Raw genomic sequence first — 19,436 nt, forward strand, 5'->3', positions numbered from 1 at the left:
AACGTTATATGACTGCCGGGGTCCGGCCGTCCATCAGCGCCGTCAGGCAGAGTGTCAGGCGGAGATCTCGTCCGCCAGTGCGCGCAGCGCCAGCCGGTACGAACCGATGCCGAAGCCCGCCACCGTGCCGGTCGCCACCGCGGCGATGACCGAGGTGTGGCGGAACTCCTCGCGGGCGTACGGGTTCGAGATGTGCACCTCGATCAGCGGCGCCGTGCGCTGCGCGGCCGCGTCCCGCATGCCGTACGAGTAGTGGGTGAAGGCCCCCGGGTTGATGACCACGGGGATCTTCCCGTCCGCCGCCTCGTGCAGCCAGCGGATCAGCTCGCCCTCGTCGTTGGTCTCGCGGACCTCGACGTCGAAGCCGAGCTCCTCGCCCAGCGCGTGGCAGCTCTCCACCAGACCCGCGTACGAGGTGGCCCCGTACACATCGGGCTCGCGCGAACCGAGCCGGCCCAGGTTCGGGCCGTTCAGCACCAGGACGCGCCGGCTCACGCCGACACCTCACCGTAGGCGGCGACGAGGTGCGCCGGGTCGGGACCCTCCAGCACGGTCGGCTTGGCCAGCCCGTCGAGGACGATGAAGCGCAGCAGGTTGCCGCGGGACTTCTTGTCGACCTGCATGGTCTGGAGCAGCTTGGACCACTGGTCGCCGCGGTAGGTCAGGGGCAGCCCGACCGAGGCGAGGACCGCCTTGTGCCGGTCGGCCGTCGCGTCGTCGAGCCGGCCCGCGAGCCGGCCGAGTTCGGCGGCGAAGACCATGCCGACGGACACGGCCGCGCCGTGCCGCCACTTGTAGCGCTCGTTCTTCTCGATGGCGTGCGCGAGGGTGTGGCCGTAGTTGAGGATCTCGCGGAGTCCCGACTCCTTGAGGTCGCTGGAGACCACGTCGGCCTTGACCTGGATGGAGCGCACGATGAGCTCGGCGGTGTGCGGGCCCTCGGGCGTACGGGCCGCCGCCGGGTCCTCCTCGATCAGGTCGAGGATCACCGGGTCGGCGATGAATCCGGCCTTGATGATCTCGGCGAGGCCGCTGACGTAGTCGTTGACGGGCAGCGAGTCGAGGGCGGCGAGGTCGCAGAGGACGCCGGCCGGCGGGTGGAAGGCGCCCACCAGGTTCTTGCCCTCGGCGGTGTTGATGCCGGTCTTGCCGCCGACCGCCGCGTCCACCATCGCGAGGACGGTGGTCGGTACGGCGACCCAGCGCACGCCGCGCAGCCAGCTGGCCGCGACGAAGCCCGCGAGGTCGGTGGTCGCTCCCCCGCCGACGCCGACGATCACATCGGTGCGGGTGAAGCCGGACTGGCCGAGTGCCTTCCAGCAGTAGGCGGCCACCTCGACCGTCTTGGCCTCCTCGGCGTTCGGCACCTGGATGGCGACCGCCTCGTAGCCCTGCTCGGCCAGGTCGTCGCGCAGCGCCTCACCGGTCGAGGCCAGCGCCTCGGGGTGGATCACGGCGACCCGCTGGGCCTTCGTGCCGATCAGGGAGCCGAGCTCGCCGAGCAGCTGCCGTCCGACCAGCACGTCGTACGCGTCGTGTCCGGCGCTCGCGCCGACGTGGATCCGCGTCACCTGGTCTGTCATACGTCCTTCAACTCCAGAGCGTCGAGGACCGCCTGGGCGACCTCTTCGGGGGTGCGGTCGTCGGTGGCCACCACGACGCGCGCGACTTCGGTGTACAGGGGGCGCCGGGCGTCCATCAGCTCGCGCCACTGGCGGCGCGGGTTGACGGCGAGCAGCGGGCGCGCGGCGCCGAGGCCGACGCGCCGTACGGCTTCTTCGACGTCCATCGACAGGTAGGCGACGGGCAGCCCGGCCAGCAGGGTGCGGGTGCCCTCGTCGAGGACGGCGCCGCCGCCGAGGGCGAGGACTCCGGTGTGCCCGGCGACGGCGGTGGCGACCGCCTGTCGCTCCAGGTCACGGAAGTACGGCTCGCCCTCGTCGACGAAGATGTCGGAGATCTCCCGGCCCTGGGCCGCGACGATGTCGGCGTCGGTGTCCCGGTAGGGGACGCCGAGTCGCTCGGCGAGGAGTGCTCCCACCGTGGACTTGCCGGATCCCATGGGTCCGACGAGGACGACCAGTGGTCCGGCCGTCACCGGATCTGCAGGTGGTCGAGGTACGAGCGGACGTTGCGGCGGGTCTCCGGGACGGAGTCACCGCCGAACTTCTCGACGACCGCGTCGGCCAGCACGAGGGCGACCATGGCCTCGGCGACGATGCCGGCGGCCGGCACCGCGCACACGTCGGACCGCTGGTGGTGCGCCACCGCCGCCTCACCGGTGGCCACGTCCACCGTCGCGAGGGCCTTCGGGACGGTCGCGATCGGCTTCATCGCGGCACGGACCCGCAGCAGCTCGCCGGTGGTCAGACCACCCTCGGTACCACCGGAGCGGCCGGAGGTCCGCCTGATGCCCTCGGGGGTGGAGACGATCTCGTCGTGCGCCTTCGAGCCGGGCACCCGGGCGAGGTCGAAGCCGTCGCCGACCTCGACGCCCTTGATGGCCTGGATGCCCATGAGGGCGGCGGCGAGGCGGGCGTCGAGGCGGCGGTCCCAGTGGACGTGCGAGCCGAGGCCGACGGGGACGCCGTAGGCCAGCACCTCGACGACGCCGCCGAGGGTGTCGCCGTCCTTGTGGGCCTGGTCGATCTCGGCGACCATCGCCTTGCTCGCGTCCGCGTCGAGGCAGCGCACCGGGTCGGCGTCGAGCTTGTCGACGTCGGCGGGGGTCGGGTACACGCCGTACGGGGCCTTGGCGGAGGCCAGTTCCACCACGTGCGAGACGATCTCGATGCCGGCGACCTCCTTGATGAAGGACCGGGCGACCGCGCCGAGCGCGACACGGGCGGCGGTCTCACGGGCGCTGGCCCGCTCCAGGATCGGCCGGGCCTCGGAGAAGCCGTACTTCTGCATGCCCGCCAGGTCCGCGTGACCGGGCCGCGGACGCGTCAGCGCCGCGTTACGACCGGTCTCCTTCAGCAGCGACGGGTCGACCGGATCGGCCGACATCACCGTCTCCCACTTCGGCCACTCCGTGTTGCCGATCATGACCGCGATCGGCGAACCCTGGGACAACCCGTGGCGGACACCGCCGAGGAAGGTGATCTCGTCCTGCTCGAACTTCATCCGGGCACCGCGGCCGTAGCCGAGCCGGCGCCGGGCCAAGTGGTCGGCCACCAGCTCGGTGGTGACGGGGACGCCGGCGGGAAGGCCCTCCAACGTCGCCACCAGTGCCGGTCCGTGGGACTCCCCGGCGGTCAGCCAACGCAACCTGCTCAACGATGCTCCTCATGCTCGCGCCTGGTACAGCGACGGCGCGATCGGGTGCGCGGCCCGGACCCGCCTCACCCGATCCTCCCATGTCCGGAGGGGTTTATCGGGCCCCGGTCCAGCTATCGGACGCCTGAGGCGTCAACGGGACCGCCGGCCGCGCTCGCGCTGCCAGGTGATCCCGTACCAGAGGACGACGGAACCGAAGAGTCCGATGATGAGCGCTTTGGCCCACAGGGGCAGGCCACCGAAGGCCACTCTGGCCATGGTGAAGACGACGAAGGGGAGATCCCACTTCGACGCGAGTACCTGGCCCGTGCTGTCCCCGTCCATGCCGCCCCCTGTGAATACGCAGGTGGAAAGCCTAACGGGCGGTGAGCGCGCGCTCTCCGGCGGTCCGCATGGCGGCGAGCGGGCCCGGGGTCCGGCCGGTCATCCGCTCCACCTGGAGCACGGCCTGGTGGACGAGGAGGTCGAGTCCGCCGACGACCTGGCCACCCTGCTTCGCCCAGGCGGCGGCCAGCGCGGTCGGCCAGGGGTCGTAGAGGACGTCGAAGAGGGTGCCCGCCCCCGCGGGTACGGACGCAGCCAGGGCGTCGGTCGTACCGGCCGGGGTGGTGGCGATCACCAGCGGCGCGGACAGGGCCGCGGCCGCCTCGGACCAGTCGGCCGTGCGGACGGGCACGCCGAGCCGCTCGCCCCACTGCCGCATCTCGTCGGCGCGGGCCGCCGAGCGGACGTACGCCGTGACCTCGCCGGAGCAGATCCGCGCGAGCGCGGCGAGCGCCGAGGAGGCGGTGGCCCCGGCGCCGAGGATGGCGGCGGAGGGCACCTTCTCGACGCCGCGCTCGTGGAGCGCGGCGACGATGCCGGGGATGTCGGTGTTGTCTCCGAGGCGTCGTCCGTCCTCGGTGAACACGACCGTGTTGACCGTCTCGACGGAGGCGGCCGTGTCACTGATGCCGTCGAGCAGCGGGATGATCGCCCGCTTGAGCGGCATGGTCAGGGACAGCCCGGCCCACTCGGGGCCGAGTCCTGCCACGAACTCCGGGAGCGCGGCCTCGTCGATCTCGAAGCGGTCGTACGACCAGTCGTCGAGGCCGAGCTCCTGATAAGCGGCGCGGTGCAGCACCGGTGAGAGCGAGTGCTCGATGGGCGAACCCAACACCGCGGCCCTTATGCGTGACATGTCCTGCTATCCGCCATTCTTCTGCTTCTGCCGTTGCTGGAACTCGTCGGCCAGCTTCGTGTGCTCTTCGTAGGTCTTGGTGAAGGTCGTCGTGTTGCCGTCGACCGACACGAAGAACATCCAGCCACCGTGGTCCGGGTTGAGCGTAGCGGTCAGCGCGTCCAGGCCCGGGTTGTTGATCGGACCGGTGGGCAGTCCCTTGATGAAGTGCGTGTTGTAGGGGTTGTCGAAGGCCTGGGCTTCCTTCAGGTTGAAGTTGATCTCGCTCTGGTTCTTGACGTAGTTGTACGTCGAGTCGAACTGGAGCTTCTGGTTCGTGACGTCGTTGGTCTTCTTGAGGCGGTTGTAGACCACCTCGGCCATCTTCCGGAAGTCGTCGTGGTTCTTGCCCTCGGCGTTGACGAGGCTGGCGACCGTGACCACCTGGAGCGGATTCTCCAGGCCCAGTTCCTTGGCCTTGCCCTCGATGCCCAGCTCCGCGTACTTCTCGGTCGCGTTCTTGACCATCTGCTTGAGCAGCGAGTCGGGAGTGCTGTCCTTGCTGAGGTCGTACCGCGCCGGGTACAGGAAGCCTTCGAGGGGGTCGATGAGCTTCGGGTCGTTGTTCGCCCAGGCCGGCAGGCCGAGGTTCTTGGCCTCGCGCTTGGCGGTCTCGGCGGTGGTGCCCTCCTGCTGACCCAGCTTCTTGTCGATCGCCGCGTACACCGCGGAGTTGCGCATGCCTTCGCTGACCGTGATGACGTTCAGCTTGGAGGGGTCGCTCATCACCTCGACCGCGGACGCGGCCGACATCTTCTTCCGGAGCGGGTAGACACCGGCCTGGATGGCCTTGCCCGGAGGGAGCTTGGACGCGGCGTCGACGAACGCCTGCCCACTGGCGACGACGCCCGCCTTCTTGAGGATCAGGCCCATCTGCATGAGGCCCGAGCCCTTGGGGATCTCTACGTCGACGATGTCGCCGCTGCCCTCGCCCGCGAAGTCCTCGGCCGAGCTGAACCTGGCCTTGATGTAGTTGTAGCCGTAGTAACCGCCACCGCCGACCACGCCGAGGATGACGACCGCGGCGACCAGGCAGGCCGTGCCGCTGCGCTTCTTGGGCTTACCGCCCTTGGAGCGGCCGCCCCGACGGCCGTCACCGTCGTCGTCGCCGTCGTCTCCGTCACGGCCTCCGCCGGCCGCGAGCGGGCTCTCCTCCGGCTCCTCCGCGGCCTCCGGTTCCTCGACGGGCTCCGGCTCCAGGTGCCGCCGGCCCGGGGGCTGAGGCGGCGCGTAGGCGTCCTCCGTGCTGTAGAGGTCGGGGGCCTCACCGGGGTAGCCCGCCACGGGCTGCTGGGTGTAGGGGTCCACGCCCGCGTACAGGTCGGTCTGCGCCGCCGCCGTGTACTGGCCCTGGCCGGTGTCCCAGCCCTGGCTGTCGTACACCGGCTGCTGGGGCTGCTGCGGCTGCTGCTGGGCATAGGCCTGCGGCTGCTCGGCGTACTGCTGCTGCGGGTACTGGCCCTGCATGTACTGCTGCTGCTGGGGCTGCTGCGCCTGCTGCGGGTACTGCCCCTGCTGCGGGTACTGCTGCTGCGGATACTGCGGCTGCTGGTACTCCGGATACTGCTGGTACTGCTGCTGGGGGTACTGCTGCTGGTACTGCGGCTCCTGTGGGTACTCCTGCTGCTGCGGGGCACCGGCGTGAGGCACCTGGCCCTGCTGGGTCTGGTGCCCGGTCCACCCCTGGTCCCCGTACAGGGGGTCCTCAGGGTGCCAGGGTTCGGGGCCACGGCCCCGGCCATACTCAGTCATCGGTCCCCTAGAGCCGCGAGACGGAGGCCACGGACTCCGTCGTCCGTGGCACCCGGTTCCGCCTCTTTGACGGTGGGCGACGGCTGTTCGAATGCCGTCTCATCGCGCGGAACGTTACCGTATCGCGATCAGACAACCACTTCGACGCACTCACCAGGCGGATTACCTGATACCCGTTCGGTCTCAAGAGCGTTTTGAAGGATCACCACAGCGGCCGCCTGGTCGATGACCGACCGGCCCTTCTTGGCGTTCTTCCCGGAGGCCCGCAGGCCCTGTGCGGCGGTGACCGTGGTCATCCGCTCGTCCACCAGCCGGACCGTCACCGGCTTGATGCCCTTGGCGAGTTCGTTCGCGAAGGCGCGCACCTTGACCGCGGCCGGCCCCTCCCGCCCGCTGAGCGAGCGGGGAAGGCCGACCACGACTTCGAGGGGCTCGTACTCCTCGACGAGCTGCCGCAGCCGCCGGTGGGCGAAGGGGATGTCCCGGCCCGGAACGGTTTCCACCGGTGTGGCCAGCACCCCGTCGGGGTCGCACGAGGCGACCCCGATACGGGCGTCTCCGACATCGATGGCGAGCCGGCGGCCGCGGCGCAGAGTCATCGTCAGACCGTCTCGACGACGAGGCGCTCGACGGCGCTGATGGCCTCCGGAACGGCGGCCGGGTTCTGGCCGCCGCCCTGGGCGACGTCCGGCTTGCCGCCACCGCCGCCACCGAGGGTCTTGGCGGCCGTACGGACCAGGTCGCCGGCCTTGAGACCGCGCTCGCGGGCGGGCTCGTTGGTGGCGATCACGGTCAGCGGGCGGTCGTTCGCCACGGTGAACAGGGCCACGACGGCCGGGCGGTCGCCCGGGATGCGGCCGCGGACGTCGAGGACCAGCTTGCGCAGGTCGTCGGCGCCGATGCCGTCCGCCACCTGGCCGACGACCAGGGCGACGCCCTTGATGTCCTGGGCGTTCTGGGCGAGCCCGGCAGCGGCCTGCAGGACCTTCTCCGCGCGGAACTTCTCGATCTCCTTCTCGGCGTCCTTCAGCTTGCCGAGCATGGAGGCGATCTTCTCCGGCAGCTCCTCCGGACGGCCCTTGACCAGCTCCTGCAGCTGGGCGACGACCGTGTGCTCCTTGGCGAGGAAGTTGTACGCGTCCACGCCCACGAGGGCCTCGACGCGGCGCACGCCGGAGCCGATGGAGGACTCGCCGAGCAGCTTCACCAGACCCAGCTGGGCGGTGTTGCCGACGTGGGTGCCGCCGCACAGCTCCTTGGAGAAGTCGCCGATGGTCACGACGCGCACGCGCTCGCCGTACTTCTCGCCGAACTCGGCGATGGCGCCCTGCTTCTTCGCCTCGTCGATGCTCATGATCTCGGCCGTGACGTCGAGTTCGCGCGACAGCACGTCGTTGATCTTCTGCTCGACGTCGGTGAGGACCGAGCCGGGGACGGCGTTCGGGGAGCCGAAGTCGAAGCGGAAGCGGCCGGGGCTGTTCTCGGAACCGGCCTGGGCGGCCGTCGGGCCGAGGGCGTCGCGCAGCGCCTGGTGGGTCAGGTGCGTGGCCGAGTGGGCGCGGGCGATGGCCCGCCGACGGTGGATGTCGATGGCGGCGTACGCGGAGGCGCCCACCGTCACCTCGCCGACCTGGACGGAGCCCTTGTGCACGGAGACGCCCGGGACCGGCTGCTGCACGTCGCGGACGTTGATGACGGCGCCCGAGTCGAGCTTGATCCGGCCCTGGTCGGCGAGCTGGCCGCCGCCCTCGGCGTAGAAGGGGGTGCGGTCGAGGACGACCTCGACCTCGTCGCCCTCGGAGGCGGCGGGCGCGGAGACGCCGTTGACCAGCAGGCCGACGATGGTGGACTCGCCCTGGGTGGTGGCGTAGCCGGTGAACTCGGTGGCGCCGGCGCCGTCGGCGATCTCCCGGTAGGCGGACATGTCCGCGTGGCCGGTCTTCTTGGCCTTGGCGTCGGCCTTGGCGCGGTCGCGCTGCTCCTGCATCAGGCGGCGGAAGCCGGGCTCGTCCACGGAGAGGCCCTGCTCCGCGGCCATCTCCAGGGTGAGGTCGATCGGGAAGCCCCAGGTGTCGTGGAGCAGGAACGCCTTGTCCCCGGAGAGGACCGTGCCACCGGTGGCCTTGGTCTCGGTCACGGCGGTGTCGAGGATGTTGGTGCCGCCCTTGATGGCCTTGAGGAAGGCGGCCTCCTCGGCGAGCGCGACGGTCTCGATGCGCTTGCGGTCGGTGACGAGCTCCGGGTACTGCTGACCCATCGTCTCGACGACGACGTTGATCAGGTCCTGGACGACGGGACCGGTGGCGCCCATGAGGCGCATGTTGCGGATGGCGCGGCGCATGATGCGGCGCAGCACGTAGCCGCGGCCCTCGTTGCCGGGGGTGACGCCGTCGCCGATGAGCATGGTCGAGGTGCGGATGTGGTCGGCGACCACGCGCAGCGAGACGTCCGTGCCCTGGGCGGCGCCGTAGCGCACGCCGGTCAGCTCGGTGGCCTTGTCCATGACGACGCGCAGGGTGTCGGTCTCGTACATGTTCTGCACGCCCTGCAGGATCATCGCGAGGCGTTCGAGACCCAGACCCGTGTCGATGTTCTTCGACGGCAGGTCGCCGAGGATCGGGAAGTCTTCCTTCCCGTCGCCGGCGCCACGCTCGTACTGCATGAAGACCAGGTTCCAGATCTCCACGTAGCGCTCGTCGTTGACGGCGGGGCCGCCCTCGACGCCGAACTCGGGGCCGCGGTCGTAGTTGATCTCGGAGCACGGGCCGCAGGGGCCGGGGACGCCCATGGACCAGAAGTTGTCCTTCTTGCCCAGACGCTGGATGCGCTCGGCGGGGACGCCGATCTTCTCGCGCCAGATCTGCTCGGCCTCGTCGTCGTCGAGGTAGACGGTGATCCAGAGCTTCTCGGGCTCCAGGCCGTAGCCGCCGTCCGCCACGGAGCTGGTGAGCAGCTCCCAGGCGTACTTGATGGCGCCTTCCTTGAAGTAGTCCCCGAAGGAGAAGTTGCCGCACATCTGGAAGAACGTGCCGTGGCGGGTGGTCTTGCCCACCTCTTCGATGTCCGGCGTGCGGACGCACTTCTGGACGCTGGTGAGCGTCGGGGCCGGCGGCTTGGTCTCACCCAGGAAGTAGGGCTTGAACGGCACCATGCCCGCGGGCACCAGCAGCAGAGTCGGGTCGTCCGCGATGAGCGACGCCGAAGGGACAACGGCGTGACCGCGCTCCTCGAAGAAGCTCAGCCAGCGGCGGCGAATCTCGGCCGACTCCATCAGTGGTCCTCATTCCGGTCGTACGAAAGGTTGGGGCGGTATGTGGTCTTGGTGTTCTCGATGGCCCGCAGCCGCCGCGGCCCGGGAAGGGCCGTGACGTTGTCGAGCCGGTCCGGGTCCTGATGGAGCCCGAGTGCGTCGTTCAGCTCGTCCTCGCGCTGCGTCATTCCCGCTTTGACGTCGAGGGCGAAGTCCTTGAGGCGGTGTCCCGCCTCCACGGCCTTGTCGGCCGCCTGGGCGGCGAGACTCTCCGGCGTCAGCTTCTTCAGCTGACGGTTGACCTTGGTGGTGGCCCACACGCCGGCGGCTGCGCCTGCGGTGAACCAGAAGGCTCGGCGGAACATCGGCGGTGTCAGCCCTTCTGCTTGCGGCGCCGGGCGGCCGGCACCGTACGTCCGACGATCACGGTTCGGCGGGATGCCTTCGGCGGTGTCCCGCCCGACGGCGCGGGGTCCCCCTTGCCCAGCGCCTTGCGGACGCCGTAGCCGAAGGCCGCGACCTTCACCAGCGGCCCGCCGAAGGCGGTGGCCACGGTCGAGGACAGCGCGGAGGCGTTGGAGGTGACCTCCTGCACGTCGCTCGCGATGGCGTCGACCCGGTCGAGCTGGGTGCGCGCGGAGCGGACGGTGGTGGAGGCGTCGGCGAGCAGGGGGACGGCCTGGTCGGTCACGTCGGCCACCAGCTTGGTGGTCGCCTTGAGCACCTGGGCCAGTCTCACCAGGGCCACGGCGAGGAAGGAGATCAGGATGGCCCAGAAGACGGCCACGATGATCCCGGCCACCTCTACACCGGACACGTCACACCGCTCTCTGTCTGTACCTGAACCGCAGGACTATTCGCCCTCCGACCCTATCGCGCCGGAGATCCTCGGCCGTACCGGAAATCCGGGAGGACCGGGCCCGCCTTGAACGCAGCGCATCCGGACCAGTACCCTCCGTGTCCCATGCGACAGAGACCCCTTCGAAGTACCGCCGGGGGCAATCTTCCCTCGGAGCTCGGCCGGTTCATCGGGCGGGGTGGCGAACTCGCCCAGGTGGGGCGGCTCCTGGAGTCCTCGCGGCTCGTGACGGTGACCGGCGTGGGCGGGGTGGGCAAATCCCGGCTCGTACTGGCGGCGGCCCGGGTCGCCGCGGAGGAAGCGCAGGAACGCTACGGCGACGGGGTGCGGCTGGCCGAGCTGGCCACCGTACGGGATCCCGCGCTGCTGGAGCTGGCCCTCGCCGAGGCGCTCCAGCTGACCGACCACACCACCCGGCCGCCGCGGACCGTCCTGACCGAGCACCTGGCCGGGAAGCGGATGCTGCTGGTCCTGGACGGCTTCGAGCAGCTGGTCGACGAGTGCGCCGACCTGGTACGCGAGCTGCTGCGCCGGTGCCCGGGCCTTCATGTCCTCGCGGCGGGCCGGCGCCCGCTGGCCCTGGACGGGGAGTCGACCTTCCCGCTGGCCCCGCCGCCCCCCGAGGAGGCGCTGGCCCTGCTGGTGGAGCGGGCGACCGCGGCCGACCCGGCGTTCGCGGTGACCGCGGAGAACCGGGCGGCGCTGGTCGAGCTGTGCGCCCGCCTGGACGGGATCCCGCTGGCACTGGAGCTGGCGGCGGGCCGACTGCGGACGTTGTCCCCCGAGCAGGTGCTGGCCCGGCTGGAGGACCGCTTCGCGCTGCTCACGGGCGGGGGGCGCGGTGGGCTCGCCCGGCACCGGGCGCTGCGGACGGCCATCGGCTGGAGCCACGAGCTGTGCACGCCGGCGGAGCGGTTGCTGTGGGCGCGGTTGTCGGTGTTCGCCGGGCAGTTCGACCTCGACGCCGTCGAATACGTGTGCGCGGGTCCGGATGTGCCGGTGGAGGACGTGCTGGACCTGGTCGGGGAGCTCCTGGCCCAGTCCCTGCTGATCCGCGAGGAGACGCCCGCCGGGGTGCGGTTCCGCATGCTGGAGACCGTACGGGTGTACGGGGCGGGGTGGCTGGAGTCGCTCGGCGACGCGGGACGGCTGCGGCGGCGCCATCGGGACTGGTACCTGGGCCTGGTGACGTGGTGCGAGCTGGACTGGTTCAGCCCGCGTCAGCAGGAGGTGGCCGCGCTGGTGGAGGTGGAGCTGCCGAACGTGCGGCTCGCCCTGGAGTGCTGCCTGGACGAGCCGGACGAGACGCATCTGGGGCAGTACCTGGCGGGGACGCTGTGGTTCTACTGGGCGGGCTGCGGGCGGCTGACCGAGGGGCGGCACTGGCTGGAGCGGACCCTGGAGCCGGTGGACCGGGCGGTGGAGTACGAGACCTCGCGGCTGAAGGCCCTGTGGGTGCTGGGCTATGTCGCGGCGCTGCAGGGGGACGCGGCGGCCTCGATGAGCGCCCTGTACGAGTGCCGGGACGGCGCGGCGCAGAGCGGGAACCCGGTGGCCGCGGCCTACGCGGTGCACCGGATGGGCTGCTTGGCGTTGGTCTCGGACGACATGGCGCGGGCCAAGGAGCTGCTGGGCACGGCGCTGGAGCAGTACCGGGCGGCCGGCGAGCTGAACAGCAACGTGCTGATGTGCCAGGTGGAGCTGGGGATGGCGCTGGCCTTCCTCGGTGACCTGCCGGGCGCGCTCGCGCTGTGCGGGGAGGTCCGGGAGATCTGCGAGGAGCGCGGGGAACGCTGGACGAAGGCGTACGCGCTGTACGTCCTCGCGTACGCGGCCCTGGACGCGGGGCGCACGCAGGAGTCACGGCGACTGCTGACCGAGTGTGTGGCGATCAACCACGTCTTCCACGACCTGGTCGGCCTGGTGCTCGCGCTGGAGCTGCTCGCGCTGGTCACGGTCGCGGAGGGGGACGCCGCCGAGGCGGCGGTGCTCCAGGGCGCGGCGGAGCCGATGTGGGGCGGGGTGGGGCTGCAGCTGTTCGGCTCGGGGTACTTCAACGCCCCGCGTCTGATGTGCCGGGAGCAGGCGGGCGAGCTGCTGGGCGCCGAGCGCTACGCGGCGTACGAGGCCGAGGGGCGGGCGCTGAACCGTGAGGCGCTGGTCGGGCGGGCGCTGAGCAGCCCCGAGGAGCGGCGCGGCGCCGGCGGGGTGCCCCGGCAGGCGGGTCGGCTGCGCGGCTCCAGGGTGCGGTCCGGCCGCGCGGCGGCGGACCAGCCGTAGGACCACGGTCGGCCCCTTCGGGAAAACGGAAAACCCGCCGCCCCATGGAGGGGACGGCGGGCCGACCGATCGGTGAGACCGAGCCTGCGTCAGCGGGCGTAGTACTCGACGACGAGCTGCTCGTCGCAGATGACCGGGATTTCCTTGCGGTTCGGGTCGCGGTCCAGGCGGAAGGCCAGGGCCTTCAGGTTGACCTGCAGGTAGCGCGGGGTCTCGCCCTCGCCTGCGTAGCCACCCTCACGGGCAACCTGGAACGGAACCTTCTCGCGGCTGCGCTCGCGCACGGTGATGACGTCGTCCGGGCGGACACGGAACGACGGCTTGTCGACCTTGTCACCGTTGACCTCGATGTGGCCGTGAACGACCATCTGGCGAGCCTGGTAGATGGTCCGGGCGATGCCCGAACGCAGGACCAGGGCGTCGAGGCGACGCTCGAGCTCGACGACAAGCGCCTCGCCCGTCTTACCTTCGGCCTTCTTGGCGCGGTCGTACGCGCGGGCCATCTGACGCTCAGAGATGTCGTACTGAGCGCGCAGACGCTGCTTCTCGAGCAGACGAACCTTGTAGTCCGAGTTCTGCTTGCGGCCACGGCCGTGCTCGCCCGGCGGGTAGGGGCGGGCCTCGAAGTACTTGACGGCCTTCGGGGTCAGCGCAATGCCGAGGGCACGCGACTTCTTGACCTTGGGTCGCTTCTGGTTCACGGGGAACCTACCTCCATGTAAGTTAGGTGAGGCTTACCTTAGCGAGGAGGACGTAATGTCTCGACCACATGGGATCCCCCTGCCCAGTGCGCAGCGCAGTTCGGATTCAGACGAAACAGAATCCGCTTGCGCCGACGATAAGCAAGGTCAGCCGCGTCCCAGGGAAGGCGTTCGGCAGCTCACCGGAGCCGAACGCGTACGAACCCTCGTAGAGTCCAACGCCTCAGTATCCCTCACGCTGATCGGTGCTCGTGACAGTCACGAGGCCGAGGAGTTCGGGACAGGGCTGCCGGTCGCACGGACCGTCACCCCGGACGGGGACGTGATTCTCCTTGTGTCAGGGGAATCCGCGGCTGCCAGGGCAGCCGCTCACGCCCAGGACGACGACCTCACCGCCGTGATCGAGATCACGGATGTGGCGCCGGTGTCCGTGGCCCATCGTATCCGAGGCCGCGCCTGGCTCGCCGGGTGGCTGACGCCGGTGCGCGGGGACGACCGCGCCGCCTGCGCCGCGCTGCTCGCGGAGCGACAACCCGTGGGTGAGCTGCTGGGCATGCGGGAGTCCCTCGATCCCCCGCACGCCGGGCGCCCGGCGTGGATGATGCTGCGCCTGGAGGTCGGCGAGATCTCCGTGGACGACCTGTGGGGCGCCGAGCACGTGGACCCGGAGGACCTGGCCGCGGCCGAACCGGACCCGATGGTCGCGCACGAGTCGGAGCTCCTGCAGCACCTGCACTCCGCCCACGGCGACCGGCTCGGCGAACTGGGCGGCCTGCTCGGCGCCCGCGAGGCCCGCGGGATGAGCGCCGTCCCCCTCTCCCTGGACCGCCTGGGCCTGCGCGTCCGCTTCACCGGCGGCCCGGCCGGCTCCTTCGACGCCCGCTTCGACTTCCCGGAGCCGGTCGCGGACATCTGCGGCCTGCGCCGGGCGATGCACTCCCTGTTCTCGGCCGCCTCGTACTAGAGCGTGCGGCCGTCGTACGGCCTCACGCGGGGCAGGTCGCCAGCATGTCCTGGAGGGCGAGCTTCTCCGGCGCCGTCACGGACAGGCCGTACCTGGCCTTGATGCCGGTGTAGCGGCGCGCGTACTCGCACCGGTACGCACGCCGCGGCGGCCGCCACTTGTCGGCCGTCCGGCTGCCCTTGTCGTAGTTGGTCCGCTTGTCCACGGCGAGCAGTACGTCGAGGTCGTTGGCGTACTCCAGCCTGCGCTGCGGGGTCCACGCGTACGCGCCGCCCCGCCAGGCGGCGCCGAGCGCGACCACGTGGTCGGTCTGGATCTGTGTGGCGCGCCGGTAGGTGTAGGGCAGCACCTTGCCGGTGTACGGGTCGTGGAGCGTGCCGGAGAGCACGACGCACGGGTTCCGGTCCCCTTCGCGGAGATCGTCGAGGTCCCTGCGCAGCACGTCGTCGCGGGTGTCGCAGCCGTTGCGCCCGCCGACGGCGTCGGTCTCGTCGGACCAGTACTTGCCGAAGTTCTCGCGCTTGTACGTCTCCCAGTTGCGGCCCGGCTCGACCTTCAGCCGGGCCAGCTGCGCCTTGGCGGCCGCCGCGTCGGGCGGGAATCCGGCGCCGACCAACGGCACCCGCCCGACCAGGGCGACCGCGCCGGCCCGGTCGGACGCGGTGTCGTCGTGGTGGCATCCGGCCATCGCGGGCCCGACGAGGGCGAGCACGAGGGCGAGGGCGAACGGCCGAGACGTTGCCATGCCCGGAGCCTAGGGTCCGCCGCCGGGGACCCCGGCAGGGCCACGCCGGGGCTACGGGGTATCGACCTCGCGGTCGAGGGAGCGCCAGATCCGCTGGGCCCACTCCAGGTCGGCGGGGTCCTCGTAGGTGCAGAAGAGTCCGGCGGCGGTCCCGTCGGTGACGGCCATGCCGTAGAACTCGTGGCGCGGCCGGCCGTGATCCTGCGGAGTCAGCCAGAACGCGTATCGCACGCCCTCCCCCAGCGGCTCGCGCACCCGCTGGGCCGGTCGGGTGTCGGGGGCGCCCGACATCAGGGCGGTGAGGAAGTCCGCGGGGGCGCGGCCCGTCACGTCGTCGGTCGCCAGGTTGACGGCGGCGCTGCGGTCCGGGGCAGTGAAATGGTCCGTGCCGTCCGCGAAGGACGCGGTGAGCCCGGAGGTCCGCAGGACCGACCAGTGGTCTCCGAGGTCGGTGCGGACGTCCACGGGCAGCGGGAACGGGAAGCGGCTGAGGACGTGGTCGCGGTCCCAGGTCCGGGTCAGGACGTGGGCGGCGGCCGTGTCGTGGATGTCGACGACGCAGGGCAGTTCCTCGGCGTCGGCGACCTTCGCGGTGACCTCGGCGCCGAGGAGGTCGTCGCCCCAGGGCTGGATCCGGTTGGCGAAGGTGCCCCGGACGGAGAGTTCCGCGTAGCCGGGCCGCTCCCACAGCTCGTGGGCGCGGCGCAGGGTGTCCTCGTCCACCTGCACCCAGGCGCCGAGGACCAGCTCCGTGCCGTGCGTCAGCCGGACGGACAACAGGCAGCGGATGAAGCAGCCGACCCCGTCCACCCGGAGCAGGGCGCGCACGCCGAGCCGGTGGACGCGTTCCTCGGGCAGGCCGAGGGCGGCGTCGGGCAGGTTGCAGCCGAAGTCGATGCGGTTCTCGTCGGCGAGCGCGTCGCCGCAGCACGCGCAGGTGGGGAGGTGCGTGGTCACCCGGGCAGCGTAGGCCACCGTTACGAGGTGCCTCCGCGCAGCCGTTCGCGGACCTTCTCCACCACGTCCGCGTAGCGGGCCTCGGCGCCGTACCGGGTCGGCTCGTAGTACCGCTTGCCCTGGATCTCGTCCGGCGCGTACTGCTGCGCGGCGATCGCGCCCGGCACGTCGTGCGGGTACACGTACCCCTGCGCGTGGCCCAGCTTGGCCGCGCCCTTGTAGTGGCCGTCCCGCAGGTGCGTCGGGACGGAGCCGGCGAGGCCTGCCCGTACGTCGGCCAGCGCCGCGCCGATCGCGGTCGTGGCGGTGTTCGACTTCGGGGCCAGCGCCAGCGCGATCGTGGCGTGCGAGAGGGTCAGCGCCGCCTCCGGGAAGCCGATCATCGCCACCGCCTGGGCCGCGGCCACCGCGATCGGCAGGGCCGTCGGGTCCGCCAGGCCGATGTCCTCGCTCGCGGAGATCATCAGGCGACGGGCGATGAACCGGGGGTCCTCACCGGCCTCGATCATCCGGGCCAGGTAGTGCAGGGCGGCGTCCACGTCCGAGCCTCGGATCGACTTGATCAGCGCGCTGGCCACGTCGTAGTGCTGGTCGCCGTCCTTGTCGTACCGGACGGCCGCCCGGTCGACCGCCTCCTCCAACGTCTGCAGGGAGATCTCGTCCTCGCCCTTGGCGATGGCCGACCCGGCGCCCGCCTCCAGCGCGGTCAGGGCCCGCCGGGCGTCGCCGCCGGCGATCCGCAGCAGGTGCGCCTCGGCGTCCTCCGGGAGGGTGACGGCCCCGCCCAGGCCCCGCTCCTCGGTGAGCGCGCGCCGCATCAGGGCGCTCAGATCCTCGTCCGTCAGCGGTTCCAGCGTCAGCAGCAGCGAGCGCGACAGCAACGGGGAGATGATCGAGAAGTACGGGTTCTCGGTGGTGGCCGCGATCAGCGTCACCCAGCGGTTCTCGACGGCGGGGAGGAGCGAGTCCTGCTGGGCCTTGCTGAAGCGGTGGATCTCGTCGAGGAAGAGGACGGTCTCCTTGCCGTAGCCGCCGGCCGCGCGCTTGGCGCCCTCGATGACGGCCCGTACCTCTTTGACGCCCGCGGTGATGGCGGACAGTTCCACGAAACGCTTCTGCGTGGCCTGGCTGACCACGTAGGCCAGGGTGGTCTTCCCGATGCCGGGCGGACCCCAGAGGATCACCGAGGAGGCGCCGGCCGGACCGCCGGCTCCTTCCCCGACCAGCCGCCGCAGCGGTGATCCGGGCTTCAGCAGGTGCTGCTGGCCGACGACCTCGTCCAGGGTGCGCGGGCGCATCCGGACGGCGAGCGGGGAACTCGCGGGGTCCTTCTCCTGGCGGTCTTCGGCAGCGGCGGTGAACAGGTCTGGTTCCACACAGGAAGCCTATGCGAGCCCACCGACAGGGCCGCCCGCGCTCAGGAGGTCCAGAAGTCCCACCAGCGGGTCAGGATCAGCATTCCGATGATCCCGACGTGCAGGACGGGCAGGACCCAGGTGAACTCGTCGAGGAAGGACTTGAGCCAGCCCGGGGCGGGCAGCAGGCCTTCGGCGACGTTGTGCGCGGTGACGTACCAGAACATGAAGATGGTGGCGACCCAGGCCAGGCAGCACCACAGGCAGAGCGAGTTGATGTTGTACAGCGACTGGTACATGAGCCAGGTGCAGAAGACGACGCCGAAGAGGGTACCGGCGTTGAAGGTGAGCCAGTACCAGGGGCGGAACGAGGCCCCGGCGAGCATGCTCATGCCGACGCAGATCACGATCCCGTAGGCGACGAGTCCGAGCATCGGGTTCGGGAAGCCGAAGGCCGACGCCTGGTCGCTCGTCATGATGTTGCCGCAGGAGACGATCGGGTTCAGGCTGCAGGCCGGCTTGAAGGTCGGGTCCTCCAGCAGCTTGAACTTGTCGATCGTGATCACCCAGGCGGCGAGCAGACCCGCGGCTCCGGTGATCACCAGCAGCAGGGCCAGGGCCCGGCTTCCTCCGACGGTCCTGCCCCGGGCGGTGTCCGCGTCCGCGCCTCGTGTCGTCATACCGCCCGCTCCACATCTGCCAGGTGATCAAGCACGGGCCATTGTGCCGTACGAGCCTGTGAACGGACGGGGGCCGGGGAAAGATCCCCGGCCCCCGTCGTGCGTACCGCGGTGCCGTCGTGGCCGGTTGCCGTCAGGCGAGGCGGGCGCGGACCGTGTCGACCAGCTCGGCGACGGGGACGGGCGACTGCTCGCCGGACTCCATGTCCTTCAGCTGGACGACGCCCTCGGCGAGGTCCCGCTCGCCCGCCACGATCGCGAAGCGCGCACCGCTGCGGTTGGCGTCCTTCATGGCGCCCTTGAGGCCCTTGCCGCCGTACGACATGTCCGCCGCGACACCGGCCTTGCGCAGCTGGGTCACCAGCCCGAACACGGCCGGCTTGGCCTCGCCGAGCGCCACCGCGAAGACCGTCGTCGTCGCCGGGATGTCCAGCTCGATGCCCTCGGCCTCCAGGGCCAGGACGGTGCGGTCCACGCCGAGCGCCCAGCCCACCGACGGCAGGGCCGGTCCGCCGATCATCTCGGACAGGCCGTCGTAGCGGCCGCCGCCGCCCACCGCGGACTGCGCGCCGAGACCGTCGTGGACGAACTCGAAGGTGGTCCGGGTGTAGTAGTCCAGCCCGCGCACCAGCTTCTCGTCGTCCTCGAAGACGACGCCGGCGGCCGTGATCAGCGCCCGCACCTCCTCGTGGTACGCCTTGCACGCGTCGCACAGGTAGTCGCGCAGCACCGGCGCGCCGACCAGCTGCTTCTGCACCTCGGGCCGCTTGTCGTCGAGGACGCGCAGCGGGTTGATCTCGGCCCGGCGGACGGTCTCCTCGTCGAGGTCGAGACCGCCCAGGAAGGTCTGCAGCGCCTCGCGGTAGACGGGGCGGCACTCCTTGTCGCCGAGCGAGTTCAGCAGGATGCGGAAGTTCGACAGGCCGAGGGTGCGGTAGGCCTCGTCGGCCAGGATGATCAGCTCGGCGTCGAGCGCCGGGTCCTCGGAGCCGATGGCCTCGGCGCCGACCTGCGAGAAGTGGCGGTAGCGGCCCTTCTGCGGACGCTCGTAGCGGTAGTACGAGCCGGAGTACCAGAGCTTGGCCGGGAGGTTGCCCTGCTTGTGCAGGCTGGCCTCCAGGGCGGCGCGCAACACGGAGGCGGTGCCTTCGGGGCGCAGGGCGAGGTTGGTGCCACCCTTGGTGGTGAGGGTGAACATCTCCTTGGTGACGATGTCGGTGGACTCGCCGACACCGCGGGCGAAGAGGTTCACGTCTTCAAAGCCCGGCGTCTCGATGTAGCCGTACCCGGCCTTGCGCAGCGGGGCGGAGATGGCGTCGCGGACCGCCAGGTACTTGGCCGAGTACGGCGGGATCAGGTCGTACGTGCCCTTGGGGGCCTTGAAAGTGCTCACGA

Annotated in this window: 19 protein-coding genes; 2 read left to right on the forward strand and 17 right to left on the reverse strand. The window is 71.0% G+C overall.

Annotated features, from left to right (window positions below):
* Positions 1-54: 54 nt before the first annotated feature.
* The 11 genes from aroQ to OG624_RS09275 form a co-directional block, all read right to left on the reverse strand.
* Positions 55-495: a type II 3-dehydroquinate dehydratase gene (aroQ, locus tag OG624_RS09225; RefSeq protein WP_033226955.1), complete on the reverse strand. Its 441-nt coding sequence runs from the start codon at positions 493-495 to the stop codon at positions 55-57.
* Complete coding sequence (aroB, locus tag OG624_RS09230) at positions 492-1,583, reverse strand: 3-dehydroquinate synthase (RefSeq protein ID WP_371587473.1); 1,092 nt, start codon at positions 1,581-1,583, stop codon at positions 492-494. Before aroB ends, aroQ begins: the two co-directional genes overlap by 4 nt.
* Positions 1,580-2,098, reverse strand: a complete 519-nt coding sequence (locus OG624_RS09235) for a shikimate kinase (RefSeq protein ID WP_266358622.1) — start codon at positions 2,096-2,098, stop codon at positions 1,580-1,582. Before OG624_RS09235 ends, aroB begins: the two co-directional genes overlap by 4 nt.
* Positions 2,095-3,279: a chorismate synthase gene (aroC, locus tag OG624_RS09240; RefSeq protein ID WP_161291011.1), complete on the reverse strand. Its 1,185-nt coding sequence runs from the start codon at positions 3,277-3,279 to the stop codon at positions 2,095-2,097. Before aroC ends, OG624_RS09235 begins: the two co-directional genes overlap by 4 nt.
* Before the next feature lie 132 nt (positions 3,280-3,411).
* Positions 3,412-3,603, reverse strand: a complete 192-nt coding sequence (locus tag OG624_RS09245) for a hypothetical protein (RefSeq protein WP_033222622.1) — start codon at positions 3,601-3,603, stop codon at positions 3,412-3,414.
* A gap of 31 nt (positions 3,604-3,634) precedes the next feature.
* Entirely contained in the window at positions 3,635-4,459 is an 825-nt protein-coding gene (locus tag OG624_RS09250; protein ID WP_266440552.1) for a shikimate dehydrogenase, read from the reverse strand.
* Positions 4,460-4,465: 6 nt separating this feature from the next.
* Positions 4,466-6,250, reverse strand: a complete 1,785-nt coding sequence (gene mltG / locus OG624_RS09255) for an endolytic transglycosylase MltG (protein WP_266358619.1) — start codon at positions 6,248-6,250, stop codon at positions 4,466-4,468.
* Between the two features lie 128 nt (positions 6,251-6,378).
* Positions 6,379-6,849: a Holliday junction resolvase RuvX gene (gene ruvX, locus OG624_RS09260; protein WP_030009552.1), complete on the reverse strand. Its 471-nt coding sequence runs from the start codon at positions 6,847-6,849 to the stop codon at positions 6,379-6,381.
* 2 nt (positions 6,850-6,851) lie between these two features.
* Positions 6,852-9,521 (reverse strand): alanine--tRNA ligase, encoded by a 2,670-nt coding sequence (gene alaS, locus OG624_RS09265; RefSeq protein ID WP_371639297.1) that lies wholly within the window; start codon positions 9,519-9,521, stop codon positions 6,852-6,854.
* A complete protein-coding gene (locus tag OG624_RS09270; RefSeq protein WP_033222611.1) occupies positions 9,521-9,865 on the reverse strand; it encodes a DUF6167 family protein in 345 nt (114 codons plus the stop codon). The genes alaS and OG624_RS09270 overlap by 1 nt, the downstream gene beginning before the upstream one ends.
* 8 nt (positions 9,866-9,873) lie before the next feature.
* Positions 9,874-10,317, reverse strand: a complete 444-nt coding sequence (locus OG624_RS09275) for a DUF948 domain-containing protein (protein WP_033222609.1) — start codon at positions 10,315-10,317, stop codon at positions 9,874-9,876.
* Between the two features lie 147 nt (positions 10,318-10,464).
* On the opposite strand from OG624_RS09275, the gene OG624_RS09280 reads away from it, so the two are divergent.
* Positions 10,465-12,639, forward strand: a complete 2,175-nt coding sequence (locus OG624_RS09280; RefSeq protein WP_371639298.1) for an ATP-binding protein — start codon at positions 10,465-10,467, stop codon at positions 12,637-12,639.
* 89 nt (positions 12,640-12,728) lie between these two features.
* Here OG624_RS09280 and rpsD read toward each other — a convergent pair whose 3' ends face one another.
* Complete coding sequence (gene rpsD / locus OG624_RS09285; protein ID WP_008740451.1) at positions 12,729-13,340, reverse strand: 30S ribosomal protein S4; 612 nt, start codon at positions 13,338-13,340, stop codon at positions 12,729-12,731.
* A 55-nt stretch (positions 13,341-13,395) separates the two neighbouring features.
* Here rpsD and OG624_RS09290 point away from each other — a divergent pair, with 55 nt between their 5' ends.
* Positions 13,396-14,304 (forward strand): DUF2470 domain-containing protein, encoded by a 909-nt coding sequence (locus OG624_RS09290; RefSeq protein WP_237545689.1) that lies wholly within the window; start codon positions 13,396-13,398, stop codon positions 14,302-14,304.
* Between the two features lie 22 nt (positions 14,305-14,326).
* On the opposite strand, the gene OG624_RS09295 is transcribed toward OG624_RS09290, so the two are convergent.
* The 5 genes from OG624_RS09295 to hisS form a co-directional block, all read right to left on the reverse strand.
* Positions 14,327-15,049 (reverse strand): HNH endonuclease family protein, encoded by a 723-nt coding sequence (locus OG624_RS09295; RefSeq protein ID WP_078909418.1) that lies wholly within the window; start codon positions 15,047-15,049, stop codon positions 14,327-14,329.
* Between the two features lie 51 nt (positions 15,050-15,100).
* Positions 15,101-16,006 (reverse strand): DUF2199 domain-containing protein, encoded by a 906-nt coding sequence (locus OG624_RS09300; protein ID WP_352164213.1) that lies wholly within the window; start codon positions 16,004-16,006, stop codon positions 15,101-15,103.
* Between the two features lie 20 nt (positions 16,007-16,026).
* Positions 16,027-17,382, reverse strand: a complete 1,356-nt coding sequence (locus OG624_RS09305) for a replication-associated recombination protein A (protein ID WP_033222606.1) — start codon at positions 17,380-17,382, stop codon at positions 16,027-16,029.
* Between the two features lie 41 nt (positions 17,383-17,423).
* The gene (locus OG624_RS09310) at positions 17,424-18,041 is read right to left on the reverse strand and encodes a vitamin K epoxide reductase family protein (protein ID WP_033222604.1); all 618 of its coding nucleotides are present in this window, start codon (positions 18,039-18,041) and stop codon (positions 17,424-17,426) included.
* Positions 18,042-18,174: 133 nt separating this feature from the next.
* A complete protein-coding gene (hisS, locus tag OG624_RS09315; protein ID WP_033222602.1) occupies positions 18,175-19,434 on the reverse strand; it encodes a histidine--tRNA ligase in 1,260 nt (419 codons plus the stop codon).
* Positions 19,435-19,436: the final 2 nt, after the last annotated feature.

It is taken from the genome of Streptomyces virginiae (assembly GCF_041432505.1).
Taxonomy (GTDB): Bacteria; Actinomycetota; Actinomycetes; order Streptomycetales; family Streptomycetaceae; genus Streptomyces; species Streptomyces virginiae_A.